The sequence below is a fragment of the Streptomyces sp. NPDC096136 genome, from assembly GCF_044763325.1.
Classification (GTDB): Bacteria; Actinomycetota; Actinomycetes; order Streptomycetales; family Streptomycetaceae; genus Streptomyces.
On sequence record NZ_JBIWFZ010000006.1, the window covers coordinates 138,582 to 161,292 of the forward strand.

Genomic DNA, 22,711 nt, shown 5'->3' on the forward strand with positions numbered 1-22,711 from the left:
CGCGTAGGGCGGCGGCCGGTCACGCGGGTCTCGCTCCCTCGTGTGTGTGTGGGGGGCGAGGCCGTCGAGGAGGCTGCGCCCGCCCGCGCGGCGGCGGCCGCACGGGCAGGGCCTGCTTCCCGAAGGCCGCGCCACGGCGGGGACGGCCGCCGCACGGCCACGGCCTGTCCCCCGAAGACCGCGTCGGCTGCCGCACGGCCACGGCCCGTCCCCCGGAGGCCGCGTCGGCCGTCGGCGGCAGCAGCCCTTCCGGGGCGCCGGCATACCGGTGCCGGGGGACACCGCCGCCACCCCCGGCTCCGCGCGGGCGGTCAGCGGCGGGCGGGGGTAGCGCCGGCCGTGACCGAGCGGCCGTCCGGGGTCCCTGCCCCGCCCAGTTCCAGCCGTTCCCCGGAGAACCCGGACCGGAGCCGCCGGTCGTGGCTGACGACGATCAGGGTGCCGGTGTACGGGGCCAGCGCCGCCTCCAGGTCCTCCACCACCCCCGGCGCCAGGTGGTTGGTCGGCTCGTCGAGCAGGAGCAGGTCGTACGGCCCGCCCGCGACCAGCCTGCCCAGCTCCAGCTTGCGCCGCTGCCCCGCGGACAGCTCCCGCACCGGCCTGCCCGCGTCGCCCGCGCCCAGCAGCCCGAACCGCTCCAGGGCTCGCGCCACCTCCTCCCCGAACGCCCCCGTCGCGGAACGGCTCTCGCCGGACCAGGGGTCGTCCTGCCGCAGCAACCCGACCCGCCCCGGTGCCCGTACGCTCCCGTGCCCGGCCGGCACGAGACCCGCGAGCACCTGGAGCAGGGTCGACTTCCCCGCCCCGTTGGGCCCCGTGACCAGCAGCCGCTCGCCCGGCGCCAGCCGGAACGACACCGGGTCGAGCCGCCCCGGCACGGCCAGCCCCTGGACGTCCACCCCACCGCTCGGGCCGTCGTCCGCCCCGAACCGCCCGGTGAACCGCAGGGGCTGCGGCGGCTCCGGAACCGGGTGCTCCGTCAGCCGTGCCAGCCGTTCCCGCGCGCTGCGGACGCGGCTCATCGCCCCGTGCGCCCGCGACCGGGCGCGGAAGGCCCCCGCGCCGCTGAACGCGGCCGGCGCCTTCCGCGGGATCTGCGCGAGCCGCCCGATGTTGCTGTCGGCGAGCCGCTCCATGTGCCGCGTCCGCGCGACCCACTCCTCGTACTCCCTCTCCCGGCGGGCCCGCGCCGCGGCCCGCGCGACCAGATGGCCGGCGTAGCCGTTGCCGTGCCGGTGCACGGTGGAGCGCTCGTGGTCGACCTCCAGGATCGCGGTGGTGACCCGGTCGAGGAACATCCGGTCGTGGGTGACGGCCACGAGCGTGCCGCTGCGCCGCACCAGATGCTCCTCCAGCCATCCGACGGCCTCGTCGTCCAGGTCGTTGGTGGGTTCGTCGAGCAGCAGCAGTTCCGGCTCGGCCGCCAGGGCCGCGGCCAGGGCCAGCCGCGACCGCTGCCCGCCGGACAGCGTCCCGAGCAGCCGCCCCCGTTCGATCGGCTCCCGCTCGCCGAGCCGCCGCAGGAAAGCGGCCACCCGCCGGTCGGCGTCCCGGCCGCCCCGCACCTCGTACTCGGCGACCAGCCGCCCGTACGCCTCGACCTCCTCGGGACCGGCCAGATGGAGCCGCTCCTCGGCAGCCCGGATCCGCCGCTCCAGCTCCCGCAGCCCGGCCAGCGCCCGGTCCACGGCATCGCCGGCCCGCGCCCCGGCCGGCAGGTCGAGGGTCTGGGCGAGGTAGCCCACCCCGCCCGGCGCCCGTACGGACACCTCGCCCGCATCGGCGCGTTCCCACCCGGCCAGCAGCCTCAGCAGCGTCGACTTCCCCGCCCCGTTGTCCCCCACGACCCCGACCCGCTCCCCGGGCCGCACCGAGAACCCGACCTGGTCCAGCACCGTCCGGGTCCCGTACCGCTTGCCCACCCCGGTCAGCACGACCTGACCGGCACCACCTGATGAAGCACGCACAGCGTGACCCCCTTTCCCAACGAGACGAGACGAGACGAGACGAGACGAGACGGGATGAAATAAACCGAACGATACGTTCCGTCTCGCCACACTCTGAAGCAGCACCTCCGCCCCCGACAAGGGGTTTTCTCCCGCCCGGGCCGCTTAGCCCCGGGGCGTAAGCCCGTGGGCCGATGCCGCGCGCAAGGGTCCCTGGCAGGGTTCCCTTCGTGCCGACAAGCTCACCGTCGCGGCACGATCGACGATCCGTCACCAGGGGAGGGCAACTTGATCACCACGCCGTTCAGCACGCCGTTCGGCAGCCGGAAGGGCATGACGCGCCGCCGCATGATGGGAGCCGCGCTGGCGGCCGGGGCCGCCGTGCCGCTCGCCGCCGCCGTCGGCCCCGCGTGGGCCGCTCCGGCCGCGGCCGCCTCCGACCCGGCGCGGCTCGTCCTGCCCGAGCCGACCGGGCCGTATCCGGTGGGCACGGTCCAGCTGCACCTCGTCGACCGGTCGCGCCCGGACGACATCGCGGGCCCGGGGCACTTCCGCGAGCTGATGGCCACCGTCTGGTACCCCGCCCGCGACGTCGAGCGGTACCCGGTGGCGCCCTGGATGCCGGCAGGAGCGTTCCGGGCGTTCCTCACCGACGTCGGGCTCGCCGGTCTGGCCCCCCTGGGGCCGCTCACCGCCGGCCACGTGGGTGCTCCGGTGCGGCGCACGGGCCGACGGCTGCCCGTCGTCGTGTTCTCCCACGGCGCGCACAGCCACCAGGGCGACCACACCGTCATCGTCCAAGAGCTCGCCAGCCACGGATACGCGGCCGTGACGGTGGCCCACCAGTACGACACGTACACCGAGTTCCCCGACGGCCGGATCGGCGTCCCGCTGCGCGACCGGCGGGCGCCGACGCTGCCCGCAGACTTCGCCGCCGACGTGCGCTTCGTCCTCGACTGCGTCGAGCAGCTCGCCGCCGGGTGCAACCCCGACGTCGACCGCAGGGAACTCCCGGCCGGGCTGCTCGGCTCCCTCGACCCGCGGTGCGCGGGCGCGTTCGGCTGGTCGAAGGGCGGGACGGCCACCGCCTGCGCCGCGCTCGCGGACGAGCGCATCCGGGCCGGGATCAGCCTCGACGGCCCGATGCAGATGAACCCGCCGCTGGCCGGCGACCTGGACCGGCCCTTCATGATGATGTCCGCCGTGTTCACCCGGGCCACGGACCCGGAGGCCGAGGCGTTCTGGTCGCACCTGCGCGGCCGGCGGCTGAACCTCCAGGCCCAAGGCGCCGCCCACGTCTCGTACGGCGACAACGAGGCGCTGTTCCCGCAGGTGGCCAAGCTGCTCGGCTGGAGCGGACAGCAGCTCCAGGAGGTGATCGGCACCCTCGATCCCGACCAGGCGGTGAAGATCCAGCAGGCGTACCCGCTCGCGTTCTTCGACGAGCACCTGCGCCACCGCCGGAGCCACCTCCTCGACGGACCGTCGCCGGCCTTCCCGGCGGTGGCGTTCGTCGGCGACCGGTGAGTCCGGGCGTCTCCACCCGCACCGGTCCGGCCCCCAACACCCCACCGACAGCGGCGAGAAGGGAGCCCTCCGTAACATCCTTCAGCCCTTGTGCGAGCGTGGTGCGCTCCCCGGAATAAATTCCTCCGGAAGGGTTGACGCAGGCCTCCGGTCGGACGGATCGTGATCGCCTCGGCTACGCGAGCGCTGGAGGTCCCGTGAGCAAGTTCCACACGAGAGCGATGACCCTGCCGAACGGCACCGCCGTCCGCACGACGTCGACGCGAGCCGAGGTGGAGCTGACCGACGAGGAGCTCTTCGAGCGCTACCCCGCCGTTGCCGAGATCATGGTCCGCTGGAGCCTCGAGCGGATGGGCGACGCCGAGAGCTGAGCCAGGGGCGGTTTTACGCCGTAGAGGGGCTTTTTCGTTGGTTTGAAGTGGCGGAGGGCGAGACGGCGAGGAGCTGAAGTGGCGTTTCGGCACTGAAGGTGCTCGACCGGATGGGTGAGCGCGTCGTTTCTTCACTGTCGGCCCGGAACGCGGCGCGACTACAACTTCGTTCCATGATCAAGCACTTCGTGCGGCGCGGTCTCCCCGCGCTGGCTCTCGCCCTCCTGCCCGTACTCGCCTCCGTCCCGGCCGCCGACGCCTCGTCCGCGCCCGCCGCGTCCGCCGCGCGCAGCGACGCCCACTTCTCCGGCGGCTCCACCCTCCACAAGAACCAGGCGTGGACGTCCGGCAACGGCCGGACCGTCCTGCGGGTCCAGAGCGACGGCAACTTCGTCCTCTACAAGGACGGCCGTGCGGCCTGGCAGGCGCCGGGCGTCTGGCCCAAGGCCAACAGCGCGGTCTTCCAGGCGGACGGCAACTTCGTCGTCTACGACAGCAACGGCAACCCCGTCTGGGCCGCCGGCACCTGGCACAAGGGCCAGTACCTGGCCGTCCAGGACGACGGCAACGTCGTCGTCTACAACGGCAGCAACCAGCCGGTCTGGGCCACCAACACCGGCGACTGACCGCTCCGGAGCACGGCACGACGAAGGGCCCCGCCGGACCGGGTACGGTCCGGCGGGGCCCTTCGTACGGACGTCCCGGGGCGGGGCGGCCGTCCGCACCGGCGGCGGGCCGTGTCAGTCGGCGGGCAGGGTCAGCGAGACCTTGCCCGTGGCGCGGCCGTCGAGGAGGTGGCGGATGGCCGCGGCGGTCTCGGCGAGCGGGTAGACGCGGTCGACGACGGGCTTGAGGGTGCCCGCGTCGAAGTGGGCGGTGAGGTCGCGCAGCCCGTCGGCGTGCTCGGAGGCGATGAAGGTGCCGAGGTGCCGGCGGGTGAAGGGGGACAGCGCCTGGGCGCGGATCTGCCGGTCGGTGCCGCCGAGCCAGAGCCCGTCGGTCTCGCCGCCCGTGATGACCAGCCGGCCCCGTGGGGTGAGGGCGCGCCGGAGGCTGCGCAGGCCGGAGTTGCCCGCGATGTCGATGATCGCGTCGTAGCGTCCGGGTTCGGCGAGGAAGTCCTCGCGCGTGTAGTCGATCACGCGGTCCGCGCCCAGCGCCCGCACGGCGTCGAGCTTGGCGGTGCTCGCCACGGCGGTGACCCGGGCGCCGCAGGCGTGGGCGAGCTGTACGGCGAAGGTGCCGACGCCGCCGGAGGCCCCCGTGACGAGGACGCTCTGGCCCTCCTGGATCCTGCCCCGGTCACGGACCGCCTGGAGCGCGGTGAGCGCGCTGACGGGTACCGCCGCCGCCTCCTCGAAGGTGAGTCCGGCGGGCTTGGGGGCGATCCTGTCGGGGCGCGTGGCCGCGAACTCGGCGAAGGCGGCGACCGCCGTCCCGTACACCTGGTCGCCGGGTGCGAAGGCGGTCACCCCGGAGCCGACCGACTCGACGACACCGGCGACGTTGCGGCCGGGGTTGGGGAGCTTCGGCCTGCGCAGGCCGCTCACCGGGCGGACCGCGTAGGGCCGTCCGGCCATCAGGTGCCAGGTGCCCCGGTCCACGCTGGAGGCGCGCACCCGCACCAGTACCTCTCCCGGCCCGATCCGGGGCCGGGCGAGGTGCGCCGTGCGCAGCACGGCTTCCGGCTCGGTGCCGTAGCGGTCCTGGAGGACGGCCGTCATCGTCTCCGCTGCGCCTGCGGTCGTCGCAGGCCGACTCGTGTTCTCCATGGCCCCAGTCCCTGTCCTGTCCCTGTCCCGTCGCGCGCTACTTACGGCGTAAGTATGCGACTTACGGCGTAAGTAGAGCACTTACGCCGTAAGCTCGTCAATGATGCGAACCGACGAGTAGGGAGTGACCGTCCGCCATGGCCCCGCGCAGCACCCGTCCGCAGTCCCGCGAGCCGCTCACCCGGCAGCGTGTCCTGCACGCCGCCGTCGGGCTCGCCGACGCGGGCGGCCTGGCCACGCTCAGCATGCGCAAGCTCGGTGAGGCCATCGGAGTCGAGGCGATGTCCCTGTACAACCACGTGGCCAACAAGGAGGACCTCCTCGACGGCATGGTCGACCTGGTCTTCGGCGAGATCGAACTGCCCGCCCCGTCGGAGGAGTGGCGGCCGGCGATGCGACGGCGGGCGATCGACATGCGCCTCGCGCTGGCGCGCCATCCCTGGGCGATCGGGCTGATGGAGTCGCGGTCCACGCCGGGGCCGGCCACGCTGCGTCACCACGACGCCGTTCTCGGCTGCCTGCGCAGAGGAGGGTTCTCCCTCGCGATGACCGCGCACGCCGTCTCGGTCCTCGACAGCTATATCTACGGGTTCGCCCTGCAGGAGAAGGGCCTGCCGTTCGGGTCGCCCGAGGAGACCGCCGACCTGGCGGACGCCATCATGAGCGGCTTCGGCGACGGTGAGTACCCGTACCTGGCCGAGATCGCGACCGCCCACGTCATGCGGCCGGGCTACTGCTTCGGCGACGAGTTCGCGTACGGACTGGACCTGATCCTCGACGGCCTCCGGCAGGCCGGAGGCCATTGAGCGGGCGGCGCCCGCGGCATCGGGATCCGACGCGGCCGGACGGCCCCCTGGGCGGGCGGGTCGTGCCGCCCGCCCAGGAGGCGCGGACCGTAGGGCCGGTCAGACCTTGTTGTAGGTTCCGGTGTGCCAGAGGGCGCCGCCCTTGCCCGGGCCGCCGTCCTTCTTGTAGACGACGAAGTTGCCGTCGTCCTGGAGCAGGGCGTAGGCACCGGAGTTGTTCGCCGTGCCCGTCCGCCAGCGGACCGTGGTGCGGCCCTCCTCGACGAGGGTCAGGTCCCCGCGGTCCTTGGGCGCCATCTGCAGGGTCACCCGGCGGCCACCCCCGTACGTGCCGCTGCTCCAGATGGCCTTGCCGTCCCGCTTGCGGTACATGACGAGGTTGTTGTCCTGCTGGAGGACCAGCCACACGGTCGCGGACTGGGCCCAGTTGCCCGTCCACCAGCCCTCCGCGGCCGTCGCGGCGTCCGAGCACAGCCAGGCCTGCCGCTCCGAGCTGCGGGTGGACCACCGGGTGGCGCTGCGGCCCTCGACGAGGAACTCGCCGCCGAGCAGGGACGCCTTGACGCTTCCCGTGCCCCCGTTGCCGTACGTCCCGGTGTGCCAGAGGGCGCCGCCCAGGCCGTTGCCGCCGCCCTTCTTGTAGACGACGAAGTTGCCGTCCGCCTGCATGGTGGCGTAGGCGCCGGGGTTGCCGTGCGTGCCGCTGGCCCACAGGGGGAGCTTGTAGCCGCCCGGGGTGCCGAGTGCGTACAGCACCAGGTTGCCGTCGGGCTGCATGACCAGTTCGGTGGTGCTCACCCTGTCCACGAGGCGGGCCCCCGCCTCCAGGCGCTGGCCGGGGTAGAGCGTCGCGAGGACGCCGCTCTGCGGTCCGCGGCACTGGGCCGGCGCGGCCGAGGCCGGGGCGGCCGCGGCGGGCACCAGCGTCGCCGAGGCGGACACGACGAGCAGGGACACGAAGGTTCTTCGGAGCGCGTGGGTGCGCATGACGGGTTCCCCCCAGGGAAAGTGGCTCCGACCAGGCGGTTGTCACCGGTCGTTCGAAATCTCTTTCTACACGGTCCGTCAAACCCGCTCGTTCACCGGTCCCGGCCGGACGGGGGGCTCAGAGGCGTTGCCAGAGGGCCGGGACGTTCGGGGGTTCCCAGCCGGTGGCTGCGGTGTGTGCCTGGAGGCAGCGGTAGGGGAGTCCCGCGTACGTGGTCCCGTCGCCGGCCCGGTACGCGCGGCCCGGTGTCCAGGCACCCGTGGGCGGGGTCGTCGGCGGGGGAGTGGTCGGCGGGGTGGTCGGGTCCTGGGACACGTCCAGGACGAAGTCGAAGGTGCCCTCCTGGCCGGGTCCGGCCTGGCGCAGGTTCATCAGCAGGCGGCTGTCGAAGAGGGTGTCCGTGCCGTTGCGCGGCTCGCCCGGGAAGTACAGCTGGGTGGTGACCACCCGGCCCCCGGGCGCCTGGAGTTTGACGTGGAGGTGGCGGGTGCGCCCGGGGTAGAGCCCCGCAACGATGGTGGTCAGGCTGAAGGAGCCCTGCGCCGTGCTGAACTGGTGCCCGCGGAAGCCGTAGCCGCTGTTGTCGTACGCGCCGTTGTGGTCCGCCTGCCAGAAGTCCAGCAGTACGCCGGGGATCGGGCGGCAGGCGCGCCCGAAGACGTATCCGGTGACGGTGAGCCGGGTTCCCGGTGTGCCGCTCGTGACCAGGGAGTTCCGCAGGGGGGAGTCGGGCTTGAAGTACGGGCCCTCCATCTGTTCCACCGTCGGCTCGTCGCCGTCGTGGCAGTCCGGAGTGGGGGCGAGGGTGGTGGCGCTGCCCGAGGCCGGCTGTGCGCGGGCGAGTGCGACCGGTCCCCCGATCAGCAGCGGGGCGGCGCCGAGGGCGGCGGCCGCGCGCAGGACGGTCTTGCGGCTGACCCGGCGTTCGTCTCCTGCGGGCTCCGGTGTTGCGGTGGGCTCCTTCGGCGCGGGCATCGAGGCCTCCTCGCGTGGACGGATGGGGGGTGGGTGGGGGCGAGGCGTCCCGGGCGGACCCCGGTCCGCTCGCGGCCAGCAGCCAACCTACGGGCCGTCCGGGGGCGCGGCGATGGACTCGATCCGGGGATCGTGGTGATTTCGGCAGGCCCAACTCCGAAACTCGCCCGGCGACATCCCCGTCTCCCTCCTGAAGAACCGGCAGAAGTACGCCGGGTCCGAGAAGCCGGCCAGGTGCGCCATGCGGCGGATGGTCATGTCCGTGCCGGACAGCAGCCTCTTCGCCTCCAGCGTCCGCTGCTGGCGGATCAGGCTGCCGGGCGAGCGGCCCGTGGCCCGCCGCACGAGCGTCTGGAAGTGCCCGGTGGACATGCCGAGCTCCCGTGCGTACCAGCCGACCGACCGCCCCGCTCCACCGGGCTCGCAGAGCAGGCGGCCGAAGGCCGCGGCCAGTTCCGCGGCCCGGTCGCGCCCCGGAGCCGGTGCGTCCGGTGGAGCGCCGGTCCGGTCGAGGGTCCGTGACGCCCGGGCGATCAGGATGTGCAGGCAGGCCCGCAGCACGTTCCGGTATCCGGACCGCAGGGCCCCGTACTCTCCGCCCATGTCGGCCAGGAGCGCGGCGATCGGCGCGGCCTGGTCACCGGCCGGGTGCCCGGGCCGGCCGGCCAGCATCCGCAGGGCGGACGCGTCGTCCGCGTGGGGCAGGAGGAAGTCCTCGTGGAAGAGCACCACGTGTCCCGTGAGTCCGTCCGCCTCGGCCCAGTGGTGGACCTGGCCGGGGGTGATCACGCACAGCTGCGGGGGCTCCACCGGTCGGCGGACCAGGTCGAGCACGTGCGCGCCGCTCCCGCCGGTCACGTAGACGATCTCGTAGAAGGTGTGCCGGTGGGGGAACGCGGCGCGCGACAGCGGGCCGATGGTGTCGAAGGTCCCGATCGCGAAGGGCAGCAGGTGGGGGAGGGGGACCTCCAGGTGGTGCAGGGGCAGGTCGGGGAGGCGGGTGTTCCGGAGCCGGTCCATCCCCGCAGTCTCCGACCCGCCCTCCGGCAGGTACAGACCCGTCACGGCCGTCCGTCGCCGGCGTCCGTGCTGTGACACCATCCCGGTCGTGGACGATCGCATGGATGACGTGGACTGGTCCGGGCTGTTCCACGGCCTCGGGCCGGCCTCCGATACCCCGCGGCACGTGGCGGCGCTCCCGGGTGACGATGCGCGGGCGTCCGCCGACGGGTACGCCCACCTCTGGTCGGCCACGCTGCGCCGAGAGGGCAAGGCCTGGCCCTCGACGGCGCCCACCGCGCGGCTCGTCGCCGGACTCCTGGACGATCCGTCCCTCGGGTCCGACGATCCCTCGCTGCCGGACGGGTTGCTCGCCTACCTGCATGCGGTCGGTGTCGCCGGCGACCTGGGCGGCCGGGCGGCGGAGACCCGCGCCCGGGTCGAGAGCCGTGCGGCGCAGTCGCGGGCCTGGACCGCCCGCTACCTGTCGGCCGATGCCGACGCCCGGGTCCGGATGTGGCAGGACGGCACGGAACGGGGAGAACTCGTCCTGGACCAGGCGGCACTCGGCTGTTTCGACCTGGCTCCCCCGCTCCTGCGGTGCGCGCTGCCCCACCTCGCGTCGGAGCGCGGCAGCCGCAGGGCCTGTGCGGCCGCGGCCGTCGGGGTACTGGCCCGGCATCCGTCGGCCGCGGCGCAGCGCCCGGCGCTGGTGCGGCGGTTGACCTCGGTGGCCCGGGCCGCCGATACCCCGCACGGCCTGGCTACCGCGCTGATCGCCGTCGGCCGCCTCGGCGGCGACACGCGCCCCTGGCTGGCCAGCCCGCACACCGGCGTCCGGGTCTGCGCGGCCCTCGCGCCCGGCCTCGTGGGCGACGACGCGGCGAACCGGACGCTGCTGGAACTGGCTCGGTTTCCGCACGCGTTCGCCGAGTCCTTCGGCGACATGGCTCCGCCGCCGCAGCTCCAGTGCACGCCGTACCAGGACGGGCTCACGCACGAGCTGCTCCGGCGGGTCGACGACGCCGAAGCGCGTGACCGGGCAGCCGGTGCCGTGCCGGACGGGGCGCCGCCCGCTTCGGATGCGCTGGCCGACCAGAGGTGGATGGCGCCGAGGTGGAGTCCCGCCGGGTAGCCGGCGGCGGTCCTGACCACCGCCCCTGAAGCCGGCCGCTGTGAGCCGGCCGCTGTGAGCCGGCCGGTGTGAGCCGGCCGGCTTCAGGGGCAGCCGGGCGCCGTCAGGACGGCAGCCAGGACTGCCAGGTGGGGCGGTTCTCCTTCACCCAGCGGGCCGCCGCCTCCTGCGGGGGCAGCTTCTCCTCCGCGATCATCAGCGCGACGTCGTTCTGCATCTCCGTCGTCCAGCGGAACTTCTTCAGGAAGGCGGCCGCATCACCGCCGTCCTTCGCGAACCGGGCGTTGAGGAACTTCTGCAGCGGCGTGTGCGGGTACGCGCAGGCCACCTTCTCCGCGTCGGCGTCGCAGCCCTTCTCGTACCCGGGCAGCTTCACCTCCGTCATGGGCACCTTCCGGAACAGCCACTGCGGCTCGTACCAGTAGGTCAGGAACGGCTTCTCCTCCTTGGCGAACTGCCTGATCTGCGTGATCTGGGCCGCTTCGGAGCCCGCGAAGACCACCTGGAAGTCCAGGCCCAGGTTCTTCACCAGCGCCTTGTCGTTGGTGACGTACGACGGGGAGCCGTCGAGCAGCTGCCCCTTGCCGCCGCTCTCCGCGCTGCGGAACTGCTCGGCGTACTTGTCCAGGTTCCTCCAGTCGGTGACGTCCGGGTGCTGCCGGGCGAAGTACGTCGGCACGAACCAGCCGATGTGCCCGGTGACCCCCAGGTCGCCGCCCCGGGCGACGGTGCCCTTCCCGTCGATGTACCGCTCCTCCTGCTCCGGGTGCCCCCAGTCCTCCAGGATGGCGTCCACCCGGCCCTGGCTGAGCGCGTCCCAGGCCGGCACCTCGTCGATCTGCACGGTGTCCACGTGGTAGCCGAGCTCGTGTTCCAGCAGGTACTCGGCGACGGCGACGTTGGCCTGCGCGCCCACCCAGGACTGCACCGACAGCGTCAGCGTCCGGGACCCCCCGGTGTCCGCGAACGGGGAGGACTGGCGGGTCATGTCGGCGGCGCCGCAGCCGGTGAGTCCGGCCCCGACGGTCAGGGCCGCGGCGGCGGCCAGGGCGGCGATACGGGTACGGGCCATCTCAGGCCCCCTTTCCGGTGCGGGTGCGGCGTTCCGTCGGCTGGGTGACCCGGTCGAGCACCAGGCCCAGGCAGACCATCGCGGCACCGGCGACGAGACCGGTCGCCAGGTCGCCCCGGGCGAGTCCGAACACGGCGTCGTAGCCGAGCGCGCCGCCGCCCACCAGGCCGCCGATGACGACCACGGCCAGGACCAGGACCACGCCCTGGTTGACGGCCAGCAGCAGCGCCGGCCGGGCCAGCGGCAGCTGGACCTGGAACAGCTGCTGGCGCGCCGTCGCCCCGAGGGACCGCGCGGACTCCACCGCGCCCGGGTCGACCGCCCGCAGGCCCTGCGCGGTGATCCGCACCACCGCGGGCAGCGCGTACACCACGGCCGCGGCGACGGCCGGGGCGCGGCCCACGCCGAACAGCGCGACCACCGGGATGAGGTAGACGAACTGCGGCATCGTCTGGAAGACGTCGAGGACGGGCCGCAGCAGACGGTCCAGGCGGGCGCCGCGCGCGGCGGCCGCGCCCAGGGCGAAGCCGAGCGGCAGGGTCACGGCGACCGCGGCCAGCACCTGGGAGAGGGTGTCGAGGGCCGGCCCCCACACGCCGAGGGCACCGATCGCGGCCATCGCCAGGACCGCGGTGGCGGCGGTCCGCCAGGTGCCGATGAGCAGGGCGAGGGCGCCGACCGCCAGCAGGACCGACCACCAGGGCAGCCACTGGAGGCCGGAGCGCAGCGGGTTGAGCACCCCGGTGGTGAAGTGGGAGGCCCAGTCGGCGGTGCCGCCGACGACGGGTACCCCGGAGTACAGGTGCGCGGTCATCCAGTCCACGGCCCGGTTGACGGGCCCGGCGGTGTCCACGGTCCACGCCCGCGGCCAGTCGGGCCGGCCGGTGAGGTGACCGGCCGCGGCGATCGCGGCGACCAGGGCGGCCGACGCCGGGGCGACCGCGCGGCCGGGTCCGGCCGGGCGGGCGGGAGCGGAGCCGATCCGGGCGCCCGCGGCGGCGGTGACGCGGTCCAGCACCGCGGCGAGCAGCACGATCGGCACGCCCGCGGCGAGCGCCGCACCGACGTCCACGGAGGCCAGCGCCTGGTAGACCCGGTCGCCGAGACCGCCGGCGCCGATCACCGAGGCGATCACGGCCATGCCGAGCGCCATCATGATCGACTGGTTGACGCCGAGCAGCAGCTCCTTGCGGGCCAGCGGCAGCCGGGCCGTCAGCAGCCGCTGCCGGCCGGTCGCGCCGAGGGAGGCTGCGGCCTCCAGCACCCCGGCGTCCGCGCCGCGCAGCCCGAGCGCGGTGAGGCGGGCCATGGGCGGGGCCGCGTACACCACGGTCGCCAGGACCGCGGCCGGCACGCCGATGCCGAAGACCAGCACCACCGGCAGCAGGTAGGCGAAGGCGGGCAGCACCTGCATGGTGTCGAGCACCGGGCGCAGCAGGCGGTCCATCCGCCCGGACAGGCCGGCGGCCAGCCCGAGGAGCGCGCCGACCAGCACCGACGCGAGGACGGCCACCACCATCAGGGCGAGGGTCTGCAGGGTGGGGACCCACATGCCGAGCAGTCCGCACGCCGCGCATGCGGCGACGGAGACCAGGGCGAGGCGCACCCCCGCGAGCCGCCAGGCCGCCAGGCCGGCGGCGGCGGTCACCCCGGCCCAGCCGAGGGCGAGCAGCAGCAGGTACACGCCGCGCACGGAGACGACCACGGCGTTGCTGACGTGCCCGAGGAAGTAGAGGAAGAGCGGGTGGCCGTCGCGGTTGTCGATGATCCAGTCGCCGGCGCGCTCCAGCGGCCCCGACACGTCCACGGTGAGCCCGCCCGGCCAGCTGCCGCCGCCGAGCAGGACGGCGCCCAGGACGAGCAGGAGCGCCGTGCCCGCACCGACGAGCGGGACGCGGCGGCGCCGCAGCGGGGCCCGCGCGGCGCCGGAACCGGAGTCCGCGCCGGAGCCCGCCCTCGGGGTGCCGCCGCCGGAGCCGGGCTGTCCGGCCGCGGCGGCAGGGCCGGCGCCGGGCGGCGCCGTACGGTCGGTGGGAGCGGAGGCGGCGGTGGCGCTCATCGGCCCCACCGCCCCGGGCCGGGGACCCGTGTGCCGCCGCCCGGCGGCGGCCAGGTGCCGGGGGAGTGCATCAGGCCACCGCCTTCCCGTCCGCGGCGGGGACCCCGGCGACCACGCCCAGCAGCGCCGACTGGTCCACCACCCCCAGGCACCGCCCGTTCTCGACGACCCGCGCGTTCTCCCCGGTGCGGGCGACCGCCTCGATGGCCTCGTGGACGGTCGCGGTCGGTGCCAGCGCCGGCCCGGCCCCGGTCTCCTCGGCCCGCGCCGGGCGCATCGCCGAGCGGACCGTCAGCACCTGCTCGCGCGGCACGTCCCGGACGAAGTCGCGGACGTAGTCGTCGGCGGGGGAGCCGACGATCTCCTCGGGCGTTCCCAGCTGCACGATCCGGCCGTCGCGCATCAGCGCGATCCGGTCGCCGAGCCGCAGCGCCTCGCCGAGGTCGTGGGTGATGAACACCATGGTGCGGCCCTCCTCGCGGTGCAGCCGGACGACCTCCTCCTGCATGTCCCGCCGGATCAGCGGGTCGAGCGCGCTGAACGGCTCGTCGAAGAGCAGTACTTCGGGGTCCACCGCGAGCGCGCGGGCGAGTCCCACCCGCTGCTGCTGGCCGCCGGACAGCTGCCCGGGCCGGCGCCGCTCCAAGCCCTCCAGGCCGACCTTCGCCACGAACCCCGCCGCGCGCTCGCGGCGTTCGCCGCGGCCCACGCCCTGGATCTCCAGGCCGTAGGCGACGTTGTCGAGGACGGTCCGGTGCGGCAGCAGCCCGAAGTGCTGGAAGACCATCGCGGCCCGGTGGCGGCGCAGTTCGCGCAGCCGGGCCGGGTCCATGCCGAGGACGTCCTCGCCGTCGATGGAGAGGCTGCCCGACGTGGGCTCGATGAGCCGGGTCAGGCAGCGGACCAGCGTCGACTTGCCGGAACCCGACAGGCCCATCACCACGAACACCTCGCCCTTGCGCACGTCGAAGGAGACGTCGCGGACGGCGGCCGTGCAGCCGGTCCGCTCGCGCAGCGAGGCGGCGTCCAGCGACGCCAGTTCCGGATCGGCCGGGACCCGTCCGGCCTTCGGCCCGAAGACCTTCCACAGGTTCCGCACGGCGAAGACGGACTCGGATCCGGACGCGGGCGCGGAGCCGGCCCCCGGCCCGTCCCCCGCGCGTCCGGCGGCCGGCCCGCTCTCCGGCCGGCCCTCGGGCCGGGTCCCCGGACGTCTCGTGTTCCGGCTCATCGGCGGGCACCTCCCAGCAGTTCGGCGCACTTCTCCCCGACCATCAGCACCCCGATCATCGGGTTCACGGCGGGCATGGTCGGGAAGACGGACGCGTCGGCGATCCGGACGCCGGACAGGCCCCGGATCCTCAGATCGGGGGTGACGACGGCGAGCGCGTCGTCCTCGGCGCCCATCCGGCAGGTCCCGGCCGGGTGGTACACGGTGTGCGCGACCTGCCGGGCGTACGCGCTGAGCTCCTCGTCGGAGGTGACCTCCGGGCCCGGGCAGACCTCGCGCCGCAGCCAGCCGGCCAGCGGCTCGGCCGCCGCGATCCGCCGGGCGATCCTGATGCCGTCGACCAGGGTCCGGCCGTCGTAGTCGTCCTCGTCGGTGAAGTACCGGAAGTCCAAAGCGGGCTTGACCCCGGGGTCGGAGCTCGTCAGGTAGAGCCGGCCGCGGCTGCGCGGCTTGGGGATGTTCGGGGTCATCGACACGCCGTGGGCGGGGCGCTCGTAGCCCAGCCGCTCGGGGTTGTCGGTGAACGGCACCTGGTAGAAGTGGAACATCAGGTCCGGCCCCTGAGCCGCCGGATCCCGGCGGACGAACAGCCCGGCGTCCGAGTCCATCGCGGAGTTCTCCGGTATCGGACCGTTCGTCTCCCACACGATGACCGATTCCGGGTGGTCGAGGAGGTTCTCGCCGACCCCCGGCAGGTCGTGCACGACCGGGATGCCCAGCTCCTCCAGGTCCGCCCGCGGTCCGATGCCCGAGTGCAGCAGCAGCCGCGGCGAGTCCACGGCCCCGGCGCACACCAGCACCTCGCGGCGGGCCCGCACCACGTGCTCCCGGCCGTCCGCGGTGCGCACGTGCACTCCGGTGGCCCGGGTCCCTTCCAGCTCCAGCCGGAACGCCCACGTCTCCAGGGCGATGTGCAGGTTCGGCCGGTCCAGGAAGGGGTGCAGGTAGGCGACCGAGGCCGAGGACCGCTTGTTGTCCTCCGGGTGGTACGCCAGGTCGAAGAAGCCGACACCCTCGTGGAAGGCCCCCTTGTTGAACCCCTCCACCCGGGGGACGCCGAGGGCGTCCTGCGCCGCCTCCACGAAGTCCCGGGCGATGGCGTTGCGGTCGTCCTCGTGGACCGGGACGATGTTGTTGCGGAGCCGGTCGAAGTACGGGTCCATGGAGGCAGCGTCCCAGCCCTCGGCCCCGGCCTCGGCCCACTCGTCCCAGTCGGAGGGGAGCGGCTTGAACGAGATGAGCGTGTTGTGCGAGGAACAGCCGCCCAGCACCCGCGCCCGGCTGTGCCGGATGTGGGAGTTGCCGCGGGGCTGCCGGGTGGTGGGGTAGTCGTAGTCCAGTTCGCCGCCGAGCAGCCCCATCCACCGGCGCAGGGTCAGGACGTCCTCGCGGCCGACGTCGCTGGGCCCGCCCTCGATGACGGCCACGCTGACCGCGGGGTCCTCGGTCAGCCGGGAGGCGATCACGGAACCGGCGGTGCCGCCGCCGACGACGACGTAGTCGTACACCTGCCCGTCGAGCGGGGCGTCCGGCTCGTGGCGGGCGTGCGGGTCGTACGGGTGGGGGTGGTGCGTGTGGGGGTCGTGCGTGTGGGGGTGGTGGTTCATGCCTGGTCCTTCTGGTGCTCGCCGCGTGCGCCGTCGTCCTGTCCGCCGGCGAACCAGCGGACGGGACGCGGGGAGAGGTTCCGGTAGACGTGCTTGGCCTCGCGGTACTCGGCGAGGCCGGCGGGGCCGAGTTCGCGGCCGATGCCTGACTTGCCGAAGCCGCCCCATTCGGCCTGCGGCAGGTACGGGTGGAAGTCGTTGATCCAGACGGTGCCGTGGCGCAGCAGCCCGGCCACCCGCCCGGCCCGCTCCTCGTCGGAGGTCCACACCGCGCCGGCCAGGCCGTACTCGGTGTCGTTGCCGAGGGCGACGGCCTCCTCCTCGGTGCGGAAGGTCTCCACGGTCAGGACCGGGCCGAAGACCTCCTCGCGCACCACGCGCATGCCGCGGTGGCAGCGGTCGAGGACGGTGGGCCGGTAGAAGAAGCCCGGGCCCTGCGGCCGGACCCCGCCGACGCGGAGCACCGCGCCCTCGGCGAGGGCGGAGGCCACGTACTCCTCGGTCCGCTCCCGCTGGGCGGCCGAGACCAGCGGCCCGCACTCGACGCCGGGGTCGGTGCCGCGGCCCAGCCGGATCAGCCCGGCCCGGCGGGACAGTTCGGCGACGAACCGGTCCCGCAGCGGCTCCTCGACGATCAGGCGGGAGCCGGCCGAGCAGACCTGGCCGCTGTGGATGAACGCGGCGTTGAGGGCCTGGTCCACGGCGGTGTCGAAGCCCTCGGGGGTGGCGCAGGCGTCCGCGAAGACGATGTTGGGGTTCTTGCCGCCCAGTTCGAGCGCGACCTTCTTGACGCTGTCGGCCGCCGCCCGGGCGACCTTCGTGCCGCTCGCGAGCCCGCCGGTGAACGAGACCAGGTCGACGCCGGGGTGCTCGGCGAGCCGCGCGCCCACGGTGTGCCCGGGACCGGTGACGATGTTGGCCGCGCCCAGCGGGAGCCCGGCCTCCAGCAGCAGCTCCACCAGGGCGACCGTGCTCAGCGGGGTGATCTCGCTGGGCTTGATGACGAAGGTGTTGCCGGCGGCGAGGGCCGGCGCGATCTTCCAGCTGGCCTGGAGGAGCGGGTAGTTCCACGGGGTGATCAGGGCGCAGACGCCGACCGGCTCGTGGACGACCACGCTGCGGACGTCCGGCGAACCGGCGTCGACGACGCGCTCCGCGCTCTCCTCCTCCACCAGGTCGGCGAAGTAGCGGAAGGCGTCGCGCACGCAGTCGACGTCGGTCCGGCCCTCCTCCAGCGTCTTGCCCGCGTCCCGGCTCTCCAGGGCGCCGATCCGCTCCCGATCGCGTTCCAGCCGGTCGGCGACGCGGCGCAGCAGGGCTGCGCGCTCGGCGACCGGCGTACGGGGCCAGGTGCCCGCGTCGAAGGCGGCGCGGGCGGCGGCCACCGCGTCGTCGGTGTCCCGGACATCGCCCTCGGCGACGACCGCGAAGGCGGTGGCGTCGACGGGGTCGATGATCCGGCGGGTGTCACCGGAGAGTGCTGCGCGCCACTCGCCGCCCACGTGGATGGTCTGCTGTGCTGCGGTCACGTCGGGTATTGCCTTTCGTTCCTTCGGGTCCCCCGTCGGTCGCCCGGAGAACCAGAGCGACCTGCCGGCCGCCCGGAAGCCCGGCTGCCCCCGCCTCCCGGAAGCATGTGGAAGACGGCCCGGAGAGTGATCCACTTCACTGGGCATATCTGAACGCAATCGGACATTCACGACAGGAATCGACCTCGTCGCGGCCGCGGCCCACTCGTTCGGCCACGCGCGGGTCGTGCCCCTTCCAGGCGCACGGGTGGCTGGACGGGAGCGTTACGACCCGCGCCGGTTCGCGGGCGGTGATGTGGGGCTTGGTCGTAGCGGTCGAGTCCGCGTCCCCGGTGTGACACGGCACGGTCCGGAGTGCGCCGTCAGGTCGTGGGCCTTCGGCGCACTCCGGCGGGGCGGTCCGTGGCGGGCCGGGGCTCCCTACTCGGCCGGGGAGGTCGCGTGGGACAGGGCCACGCCGGCGATGATCAGGGCCAGGGCGAGGAAGCGGCCCGGGGTCACCGGTTCCCTGTGGACCACGGCGCCGAGCGTGATGGCTCCGGCCGCGCCGATCCCGGTGAAGACGGCGTAGGCCGTGCCGACCGGGAGGCCCTCCATCGCCAGGGACAGCAGGTAGACGGCGACGGCGGCGAGTGCGAAGCAGAGCAGCGTGGGCAGCGGGCGGGTGAACCCGGCCGTCGGTTTGATGCTCTGCGACCAGGCGACCTCCACCAGGCCGGCGGCGACGAGGAGGAGCCAGTTCACAGGGACCCTCCCGTCGTGCGGGCGGCTTCCAGCGCGGCCGCGCGGGACGCGTCGTGCGCCCCGCGCCGTCCGGCGAGGGCCGGATCGGTGAGGGAGTTGGCCAGTTCGGTGCCGAGGAAGGTCACGGCCTCCTCCGGCACGGCGAAGTGTCCGGTGAAGAAGTCGCGCAGGTAGCGCTCCTGGTGGTCGTACGGGTGGCGCGGTGTGCCCGGGCCGTACGCCCCGCCGCGGGCGTACGCCACGACGAACCGCCGTCCCGCGAGGGACATGCGCGGGAAGGTGACCTGGTCGATCCAGGCCTTCAGGGACGCCGGGACCGAGTAGTTGTACATCGGCGTGGCGATCAGTACGACGTCGGCGGCGACGAGTTCGGACAGCAGCGGCTCGACGACGGCCCAGGCCGCCTCCTGCGCGGGGGTGCGCACGGCTTCGCGGTAGCGCGCGGGGTCGGTGATCCCGTGCTCCAGGACGTAGTCGCACAGCTCGGTCCACGCCTCGCCGATCTGCGGGACGGGCGTCCTGGCCAGATCGCGGTGGAGGTGGACCCCCTCCGGGTGGGAGGCGCGCCAGGCGGCGGCGACGGCGTCACCGGCCTCCCGGCTGAAGGACCGGCGGCGGGCGCTGGCGTCGAGATGCAGCAGTGTGGTCATGACGGGGACCCCTCGGTATCGGCCGGAACGGTAACCGGACGCGGCGTCCAGTTATACCCGGCGAGGGGCTCAACCGGACAGGGCGTCCGGTTATTCCTGTAGGCTGGGGTGCCATGGGGACGAGGGAACGCGCGGACGCCGCCCGCAACCGGGCCAAGGTGCTCTCCGCCGCCGCAGAGCTGTTCGCCGCCGGTGATCCGCGGTCGGTCACGATGGAGGACATCGCCCGGGCGGCCGGCATCGGCCGCGGCACGCTCTACCGCCGCTACCCGGACGTCACGTCCATCGCGGCGGCCCTCCTCGACGAGCACGAACGCCGCCTGCAGGAAGAGCTGTTGCGCGGGGCCCCGCCCCTGGGCCCCGGCGCGCCGCCGGCCGAGCGGCTCACCGCCTTCTACGCCGCCATGGTCGACCTGCTGGACACCCACGGCCACCTGGTGCTCGGCGCCGAGACCGGCGAGAGGCGCTTCACGGTCGGCGCGTACGGCTTCTGGCGCGTCCACGTCCTCGTCCTGCTGCGCGAGTCCGGCACTCCGGACCCGGAGGCCCTGGTGGACGCCCTGCTGGCGCCGCTGGCGCCGGAGGTCTTCCTCCAGCAGCGCGCGCAGGGAGTGACACCGGACCGGATCAAAGCGGCGCTGGGGCGACTGGCGGGCGTGCTGCCGTCCGGCTGAACGGCCCCGCGGACCGCACCGGACGCTTCCCGCCGGGCGCCGCGCCGCCGCCGCGGGACGGCCGGCGGCGGCGCGGTCCCGGCCGGGCGGCGGCGCCGTCCTGGCGCGGGCCCTGCCCCTGCTGGCGGCCCCCCTGCCCCGGCGGGCGGCCCGGCGGCCCGGGCCCGGCCGAGCGGCGGCGCGGTCCCGGCCGGGCGGCGGTGCCGTCCTGGCGCGGGCCCGGCCCCTGCTGGCGGCCCCCTGCCCCTGCTGGCGGCCCCCCGGCCCCTGCTGGCGGCCCCCCTGCCCCGGCGGGCGGTTTCCGACCGCCGGAGCCCCGTACGAGAGGCCGGAAGGAGCCCCGGCCGGGTGCCGCCAGCGGGAGCTCGCAGGCGCCGGCTGCCTCGGCCCGGACTTCTCAGCCCCTCGGCCGGCGGGCGGCCCGCGCCGCCACCGCCGCCACGGCGGCCACCGGCACCGCCGGCCCCAGCAGCAGCGCCGCCGGCCCGGCCCCCAGGGCGGCCGCGCCCAGCACCAGCGCCGGCCCGGCGGCGAGCGCCAGGCCCAGCCCGGCCGCCACCCGGCCCGGCGAAGCGGCCCGGTCCCCGCCGTCCCCGGGCAGCGGGTCCGGCAGCCGAAGCGCCGCCCAGTCGGCCGCCGCCTCCCGCTCCTCGCGGCGGCGCACCGCCACCGCGAGCAGCCGCAGCACCACGGTGGCCGCCGCGCCCGCCACCGCCACCGCCGCCCCGGGCAACGCCCACCCGGGCGCCGACAGCAGCGGGACCAGCAGGGCGACCGCGGACCAGCCGACGAGACAGCCCGCGGCGGCGAGCCTGCGCGAGGCGGGCCGGTCGGCGCCCGCCCGCAGCTCCGCCAGCGAGGGTACGTACCAGACGCACCCCGCGGCCGTCACCGCGGCGAGACCCAGCACGGGCACCACCGCAGAGCCGGTCATTCCCCCTCCCGCGTGGCCGTACCGGCGCAGACGGCGGCGATCCGCGGGTGGTGCAGGTCGAAGGCGGGCGACTCCGAGCGAATGCGCGGCAGCACCAGGAAGTTGTGGCGGGGCGGCGGGCAGGAGGTCGCCCATTCGAGCGAGCGGCCGTACCCCCAGGGGTCGTCCACCTCGACCTTCCTCCCGCACCTGGCGGTCTTCCAGACGTTGTAGAAGAACGGCAGGAAGGACAGGCCGAGCAGGAACGAGCCGATGCTGGACAGGGCGTTGAGCGTGGTGAAGCCGTCCGAGGCCAGGTAGTCCGCGTAACGGCGCGGCATGCCCGCGGCGCCCAGCCAGTGCTGCACCAGGAAGGTCAGGTGGAAGCCCAGGGTGAGCGTCCAGAAGGTGATCTTGCCCAGCCGCTCGTCCAGCATCCTGCCGGTGAACTTCGGCCACCAGAAGTGGAAGCCGGCGAACATCGCGTACACCACGGTGCCGAAGAGCGTGTAGTGGAAGTGCGCGACGACGAAGTACGAGTCGGAGACGTGGAAGTCCATCGGGGGCGAGGCCAGGATGACGCCGGTCAGACCGCCGAAGGTGAAGGTGACCAGGAAGCCGACCGTCCAGAGCATCGGGGTCTCGAAGGACAGCGAGCCCTTCCACATGGTGCCGATCCAGTTGAAGAACTTCACACCGGTCGGGACCGCGATCAGGAAGGTCATGAAGGAGAAGAACGGCAGCAGCACACCGCCGGTGACGTACATGTGGTGCGCCCACACGGTCACCGAGAGGCCGGCGATCGCGATCGTCGCGGCGACCAGACCGATGTAGCCGAACATCGGCTTGCGCGAGAAGACCGGGATCACCTCGGAGACGATGCCGAAGAACGGCAGCGCCAGGATGTACACCTCGGGATGGCCGAAGAACCAGAAGAGGTGCTGCCACAGCAGCGCGCCGCCGTTGGCCGGGTCGTAGACGTGTGCACCGAACTTGCGGTCCGCTTCCAGGGCGAAGAGCGCCGCCGCCAGCACCGGGAAGACCAGCAGCACCAGAAGCGCGGTCAGCAGCACGTTCCAGGTGAAGATCGGCATGCGGAACATCGTCATGCCGGGGGCGCGCATGCAGATGATCGTGGTGATGAAGTTGACGGCGCCGGCGATGCTGCCGAAGCCGGAGAGGGCCACACCCATGATCCACATGTCGGCGCCGAGGCCGGGGGAGTGGGTGGCGTCCGAGAGCGGCACGTAGAGGAACCAGCCGAAGTCCGGGGCGCCCTGCGGGGTGAGGAAGCTGCCGGCCGCGATCAGCGAGCCGAACAGGAAGAGCCAGAAGGCCAGCATGTTCAGCCGGGGGAAGGCCACGTCGGGCGCGCCGATCTGCAGCGGCATGATCCAGTTGGCGAAGCCGGTGAACAGCGGCATGGCGAAGAGCAGCAGCATGATCGAGCCGTGCATCGTGAACGCCTGGTTGAACTGCTCGTTCGACATGATCTGCGTACCCGGCCGGGCCAGTTCGGCGCGCATGGCCAGGGCCATGACGCCGCCGACGATGAAGAACAAGAAGGCCGAGACCAGGTACATCGTGCCTATCTTCTTGTGGTCGGTGGTCGTCAGCCACTCCACCCACGTCGGGCGGTCCGCCCGCGCCGGCGCCCCGCCGGCTGCGGGCGGCCGCCCCGCGGTCGCCACCTCGTCACCACGCACCGTGTCC

Annotated in this window: 20 protein-coding genes; 6 read left to right on the forward strand and 14 right to left on the reverse strand. The window is 74.2% G+C overall.

What is annotated here, in order from left to right; genetic code table 11:
* Window positions 1–311: 311 nt before the first annotated feature.
* Window positions 312–1,967 carry an ABC-F family ATP-binding cassette domain-containing protein gene (locus ACIRBY_RS15125; RefSeq protein ID WP_403900814.1) on the reverse strand — a complete coding sequence of 552 codons (1,656 nt, stop codon included), beginning with the start codon at window positions 1,965–1,967 and terminating at the stop codon, window positions 312–314.
* A gap of 267 nt (window positions 1,968–2,234) precedes the next feature.
* Between ACIRBY_RS15125 and ACIRBY_RS15130 the strand changes: the two genes are divergently transcribed.
* The 3 genes from ACIRBY_RS15130 (at window position 2,235) to ACIRBY_RS15140 (ending at window position 4,470) form a co-directional block, all read left to right on the forward strand.
* A complete protein-coding gene (locus tag ACIRBY_RS15130) occupies window positions 2,235–3,473 on the forward strand; it encodes an alpha/beta hydrolase family protein (RefSeq protein WP_403900816.1) in 1,239 nt (412 codons plus the stop codon).
* 197 nt (window positions 3,474–3,670) lie between these two features.
* A complete protein-coding gene (locus tag ACIRBY_RS15135) occupies window positions 3,671–3,844 on the forward strand; it encodes a hypothetical protein (protein ID WP_403900818.1) in 174 nt (57 codons plus the stop codon).
* A gap of 173 nt (window positions 3,845–4,017) precedes the next feature.
* Window positions 4,018–4,470 (forward strand): hypothetical protein, encoded by a 453-nt coding sequence (locus ACIRBY_RS15140; RefSeq protein WP_403900820.1) that lies wholly within the window; start codon window positions 4,018–4,020, stop codon window positions 4,468–4,470.
* A 114-nt stretch (window positions 4,471–4,584) separates the two neighbouring features.
* Here the strand turns inward: ACIRBY_RS15140 and ACIRBY_RS15145 are convergent, their stop codons facing one another.
* A complete protein-coding gene (locus ACIRBY_RS15145) occupies window positions 4,585–5,616 on the reverse strand; it encodes an NAD(P)-dependent alcohol dehydrogenase (protein ID WP_403900822.1) in 1,032 nt (343 codons plus the stop codon).
* 137 nt (window positions 5,617–5,753) lie between these two features.
* Here ACIRBY_RS15145 and ACIRBY_RS15150 point away from each other — a divergent pair, with 137 nt between their 5' ends.
* Window positions 5,754–6,422, forward strand: coding sequence for a TetR/AcrR family transcriptional regulator C-terminal domain-containing protein (locus ACIRBY_RS15150; RefSeq protein ID WP_403900824.1), 669 nt, complete (start codon window positions 5,754–5,756; stop codon window positions 6,420–6,422).
* 99 nt (window positions 6,423–6,521) lie between these two features.
* On the opposite strand, the gene ACIRBY_RS15155 is transcribed toward ACIRBY_RS15150, so the two are convergent.
* The 3 genes from ACIRBY_RS15155 to ACIRBY_RS15165 form a co-directional block, all read right to left on the reverse strand.
* Window positions 6,522–7,409, reverse strand: coding sequence for a hypothetical protein (locus tag ACIRBY_RS15155; RefSeq protein WP_403900826.1), 888 nt, complete (start codon window positions 7,407–7,409; stop codon window positions 6,522–6,524).
* Window positions 7,410–7,527: 118 nt separating this feature from the next.
* Complete coding sequence (locus ACIRBY_RS15160; protein ID WP_403900828.1) at window positions 7,528–8,385, reverse strand: carbohydrate-binding protein; 858 nt, start codon at window positions 8,383–8,385, stop codon at window positions 7,528–7,530.
* 87 nt (window positions 8,386–8,472) lie between these two features.
* Window positions 8,473–9,405 (reverse strand): AraC family transcriptional regulator, encoded by a 933-nt coding sequence (locus tag ACIRBY_RS15165; protein WP_403900830.1) that lies wholly within the window; start codon window positions 9,403–9,405, stop codon window positions 8,473–8,475.
* An 88-nt stretch (window positions 9,406–9,493) separates the two neighbouring features.
* Here ACIRBY_RS15165 and ACIRBY_RS15170 point away from each other — a divergent pair, with 88 nt between their 5' ends.
* Window positions 9,494–10,519, forward strand: coding sequence for a hypothetical protein (locus ACIRBY_RS15170; RefSeq protein ID WP_403900832.1), 1,026 nt, complete (start codon window positions 9,494–9,496; stop codon window positions 10,517–10,519).
* 103 nt (window positions 10,520–10,622) lie between these two features.
* Here the strand turns inward: ACIRBY_RS15170 and ACIRBY_RS15175 are convergent, their stop codons facing one another.
* From ACIRBY_RS15175 to ACIRBY_RS15205, 7 genes are all read right to left on the reverse strand, one after another.
* Entirely contained in the window at window positions 10,623–11,591 is a 969-nt protein-coding gene (locus ACIRBY_RS15175) for an ABC transporter substrate-binding protein (protein WP_403900834.1), read from the reverse strand.
* A gap of 1 nt (window position 11,592) precedes the next feature.
* Window positions 11,593–13,650, reverse strand: a complete 2,058-nt coding sequence (locus tag ACIRBY_RS15180) for an ABC transporter permease subunit (protein ID WP_403900836.1) — start codon at window positions 13,648–13,650, stop codon at window positions 11,593–11,595.
* A gap of 70 nt (window positions 13,651–13,720) precedes the next feature.
* Window positions 13,721–14,881: a glycine betaine/L-proline ABC transporter ATP-binding protein gene (locus ACIRBY_RS15185; protein WP_403900838.1), complete on the reverse strand. Its 1,161-nt coding sequence runs from the start codon at window positions 14,879–14,881 to the stop codon at window positions 13,721–13,723.
* Window positions 14,878–16,488 carry a GMC family oxidoreductase gene (locus ACIRBY_RS15190; RefSeq protein ID WP_403900840.1) on the reverse strand — a complete coding sequence of 537 codons (1,611 nt, stop codon included), beginning with the start codon at window positions 16,486–16,488 and terminating at the stop codon, window positions 14,878–14,880. Before ACIRBY_RS15190 ends, ACIRBY_RS15185 begins: the two co-directional genes overlap by 4 nt.
* Window positions 16,485–18,017 carry an aldehyde dehydrogenase family protein gene (locus ACIRBY_RS15195; RefSeq protein ID WP_403900842.1) on the reverse strand — a complete coding sequence of 511 codons (1,533 nt, stop codon included), beginning with the start codon at window positions 18,015–18,017 and terminating at the stop codon, window positions 16,485–16,487. The genes ACIRBY_RS15190 and ACIRBY_RS15195 overlap by 4 nt, the downstream gene beginning before the upstream one ends.
* A 420-nt stretch (window positions 18,018–18,437) precedes the next feature.
* Window positions 18,438–18,761, reverse strand: a complete 324-nt coding sequence (locus ACIRBY_RS15200; RefSeq protein WP_403900844.1) for a DMT family transporter — start codon at window positions 18,759–18,761, stop codon at window positions 18,438–18,440.
* Complete coding sequence (locus ACIRBY_RS15205) at window positions 18,758–19,411, reverse strand: FMN-dependent NADH-azoreductase (RefSeq protein WP_403900846.1); 654 nt, start codon at window positions 19,409–19,411, stop codon at window positions 18,758–18,760. The genes ACIRBY_RS15200 and ACIRBY_RS15205 overlap by 4 nt, the downstream gene beginning before the upstream one ends.
* A gap of 113 nt (window positions 19,412–19,524) precedes the next feature.
* Between ACIRBY_RS15205 and ACIRBY_RS15210 the strand changes: the two genes are divergently transcribed.
* Entirely contained in the window at window positions 19,525–20,085 is a 561-nt protein-coding gene (locus ACIRBY_RS15210; RefSeq protein WP_403900848.1) for a TetR/AcrR family transcriptional regulator, read from the forward strand.
* Window positions 20,086–20,482: 397 nt separating this feature from the next.
* On the opposite strand, the gene ACIRBY_RS15215 is transcribed toward ACIRBY_RS15210, so the two are convergent.
* Together ACIRBY_RS15215 and ctaD are read right to left on the reverse strand one after the other, a co-directional pair.
* The gene (locus ACIRBY_RS15215; protein ID WP_403900850.1) at window positions 20,483–21,019 is read right to left on the reverse strand and encodes a hypothetical protein; all 537 of its coding nucleotides are present in this window, start codon (window positions 21,017–21,019) and stop codon (window positions 20,483–20,485) included.
* Window positions 21,016–22,704, reverse strand: a complete 1,689-nt coding sequence (ctaD, locus tag ACIRBY_RS15220) for a cytochrome c oxidase subunit I (RefSeq protein WP_403901135.1) — start codon at window positions 22,702–22,704, stop codon at window positions 21,016–21,018. Before ctaD ends, ACIRBY_RS15215 begins: the two co-directional genes overlap by 4 nt.
* Window positions 22,705–22,711 lie beyond the last annotated feature (7 nt).

Coding starts and splice junctions, on each gene's coding strand:
- ACIRBY_RS15140 (WP_403900820.1), top strand. CDS start 4,018: ATGATCAAGCACTTCGTGCGGCGCGGTCTCCCCGCGCTGGCTCTCGCC.
- ACIRBY_RS15145 (WP_403900822.1), bottom strand. CDS start 5,616: ATGGAGAACACGAGTCGGCCTGCGACGACCGCAGGCGCAGCGGAGACG.
- ACIRBY_RS15150 (WP_403900824.1), top strand. CDS start 5,754: ATGGCCCCGCGCAGCACCCGTCCGCAGTCCCGCGAGCCGCTCACCCGG.
- ACIRBY_RS15155 (WP_403900826.1), bottom strand. CDS start 7,409: ATGCGCACCCACGCGCTCCGAAGAACCTTCGTGTCCCTGCTCGTCGTG.
- ACIRBY_RS15160 (WP_403900828.1), bottom strand. CDS start 8,385: ATGCCCGCGCCGAAGGAGCCCACCGCAACACCGGAGCCCGCAGGAGAC.
- ACIRBY_RS15165 (WP_403900830.1), bottom strand. CDS start 9,405: ATGGACCGGCTCCGGAACACCCGCCTCCCCGACCTGCCCCTGCACCAC.
- ACIRBY_RS15175 (WP_403900834.1), bottom strand. CDS start 11,591: ATGGCCCGTACCCGTATCGCCGCCCTGGCCGCCGCCGCGGCCCTGACC.
- ACIRBY_RS15180 (WP_403900836.1), bottom strand. CDS start 13,650: ATGAGCGCCACCGCCGCCTCCGCTCCCACCGACCGTACGGCGCCGCCC.
- ACIRBY_RS15185 (WP_403900838.1), bottom strand. CDS start 14,881: ATGAGCCGGAACACGAGACGTCCGGGGACCCGGCCCGAGGGCCGGCCG.
- ACIRBY_RS15190 (WP_403900840.1), bottom strand. CDS start 16,488: ATGAACCACCACCCCCACACGCACGACCCCCACACGCACCACCCCCAC.
- ACIRBY_RS15205 (WP_403900846.1), bottom strand. CDS start 19,411: ATGACCACACTGCTGCATCTCGACGCCAGCGCCCGCCGCCGGTCCTTC.
- ACIRBY_RS15210 (WP_403900848.1), top strand. CDS start 19,525: ATGGGGACGAGGGAACGCGCGGACGCCGCCCGCAACCGGGCCAAGGTG.
- ACIRBY_RS15215 (WP_403900850.1), bottom strand. CDS start 21,019: ATGACCGGCTCTGCGGTGGTGCCCGTGCTGGGTCTCGCCGCGGTGACG.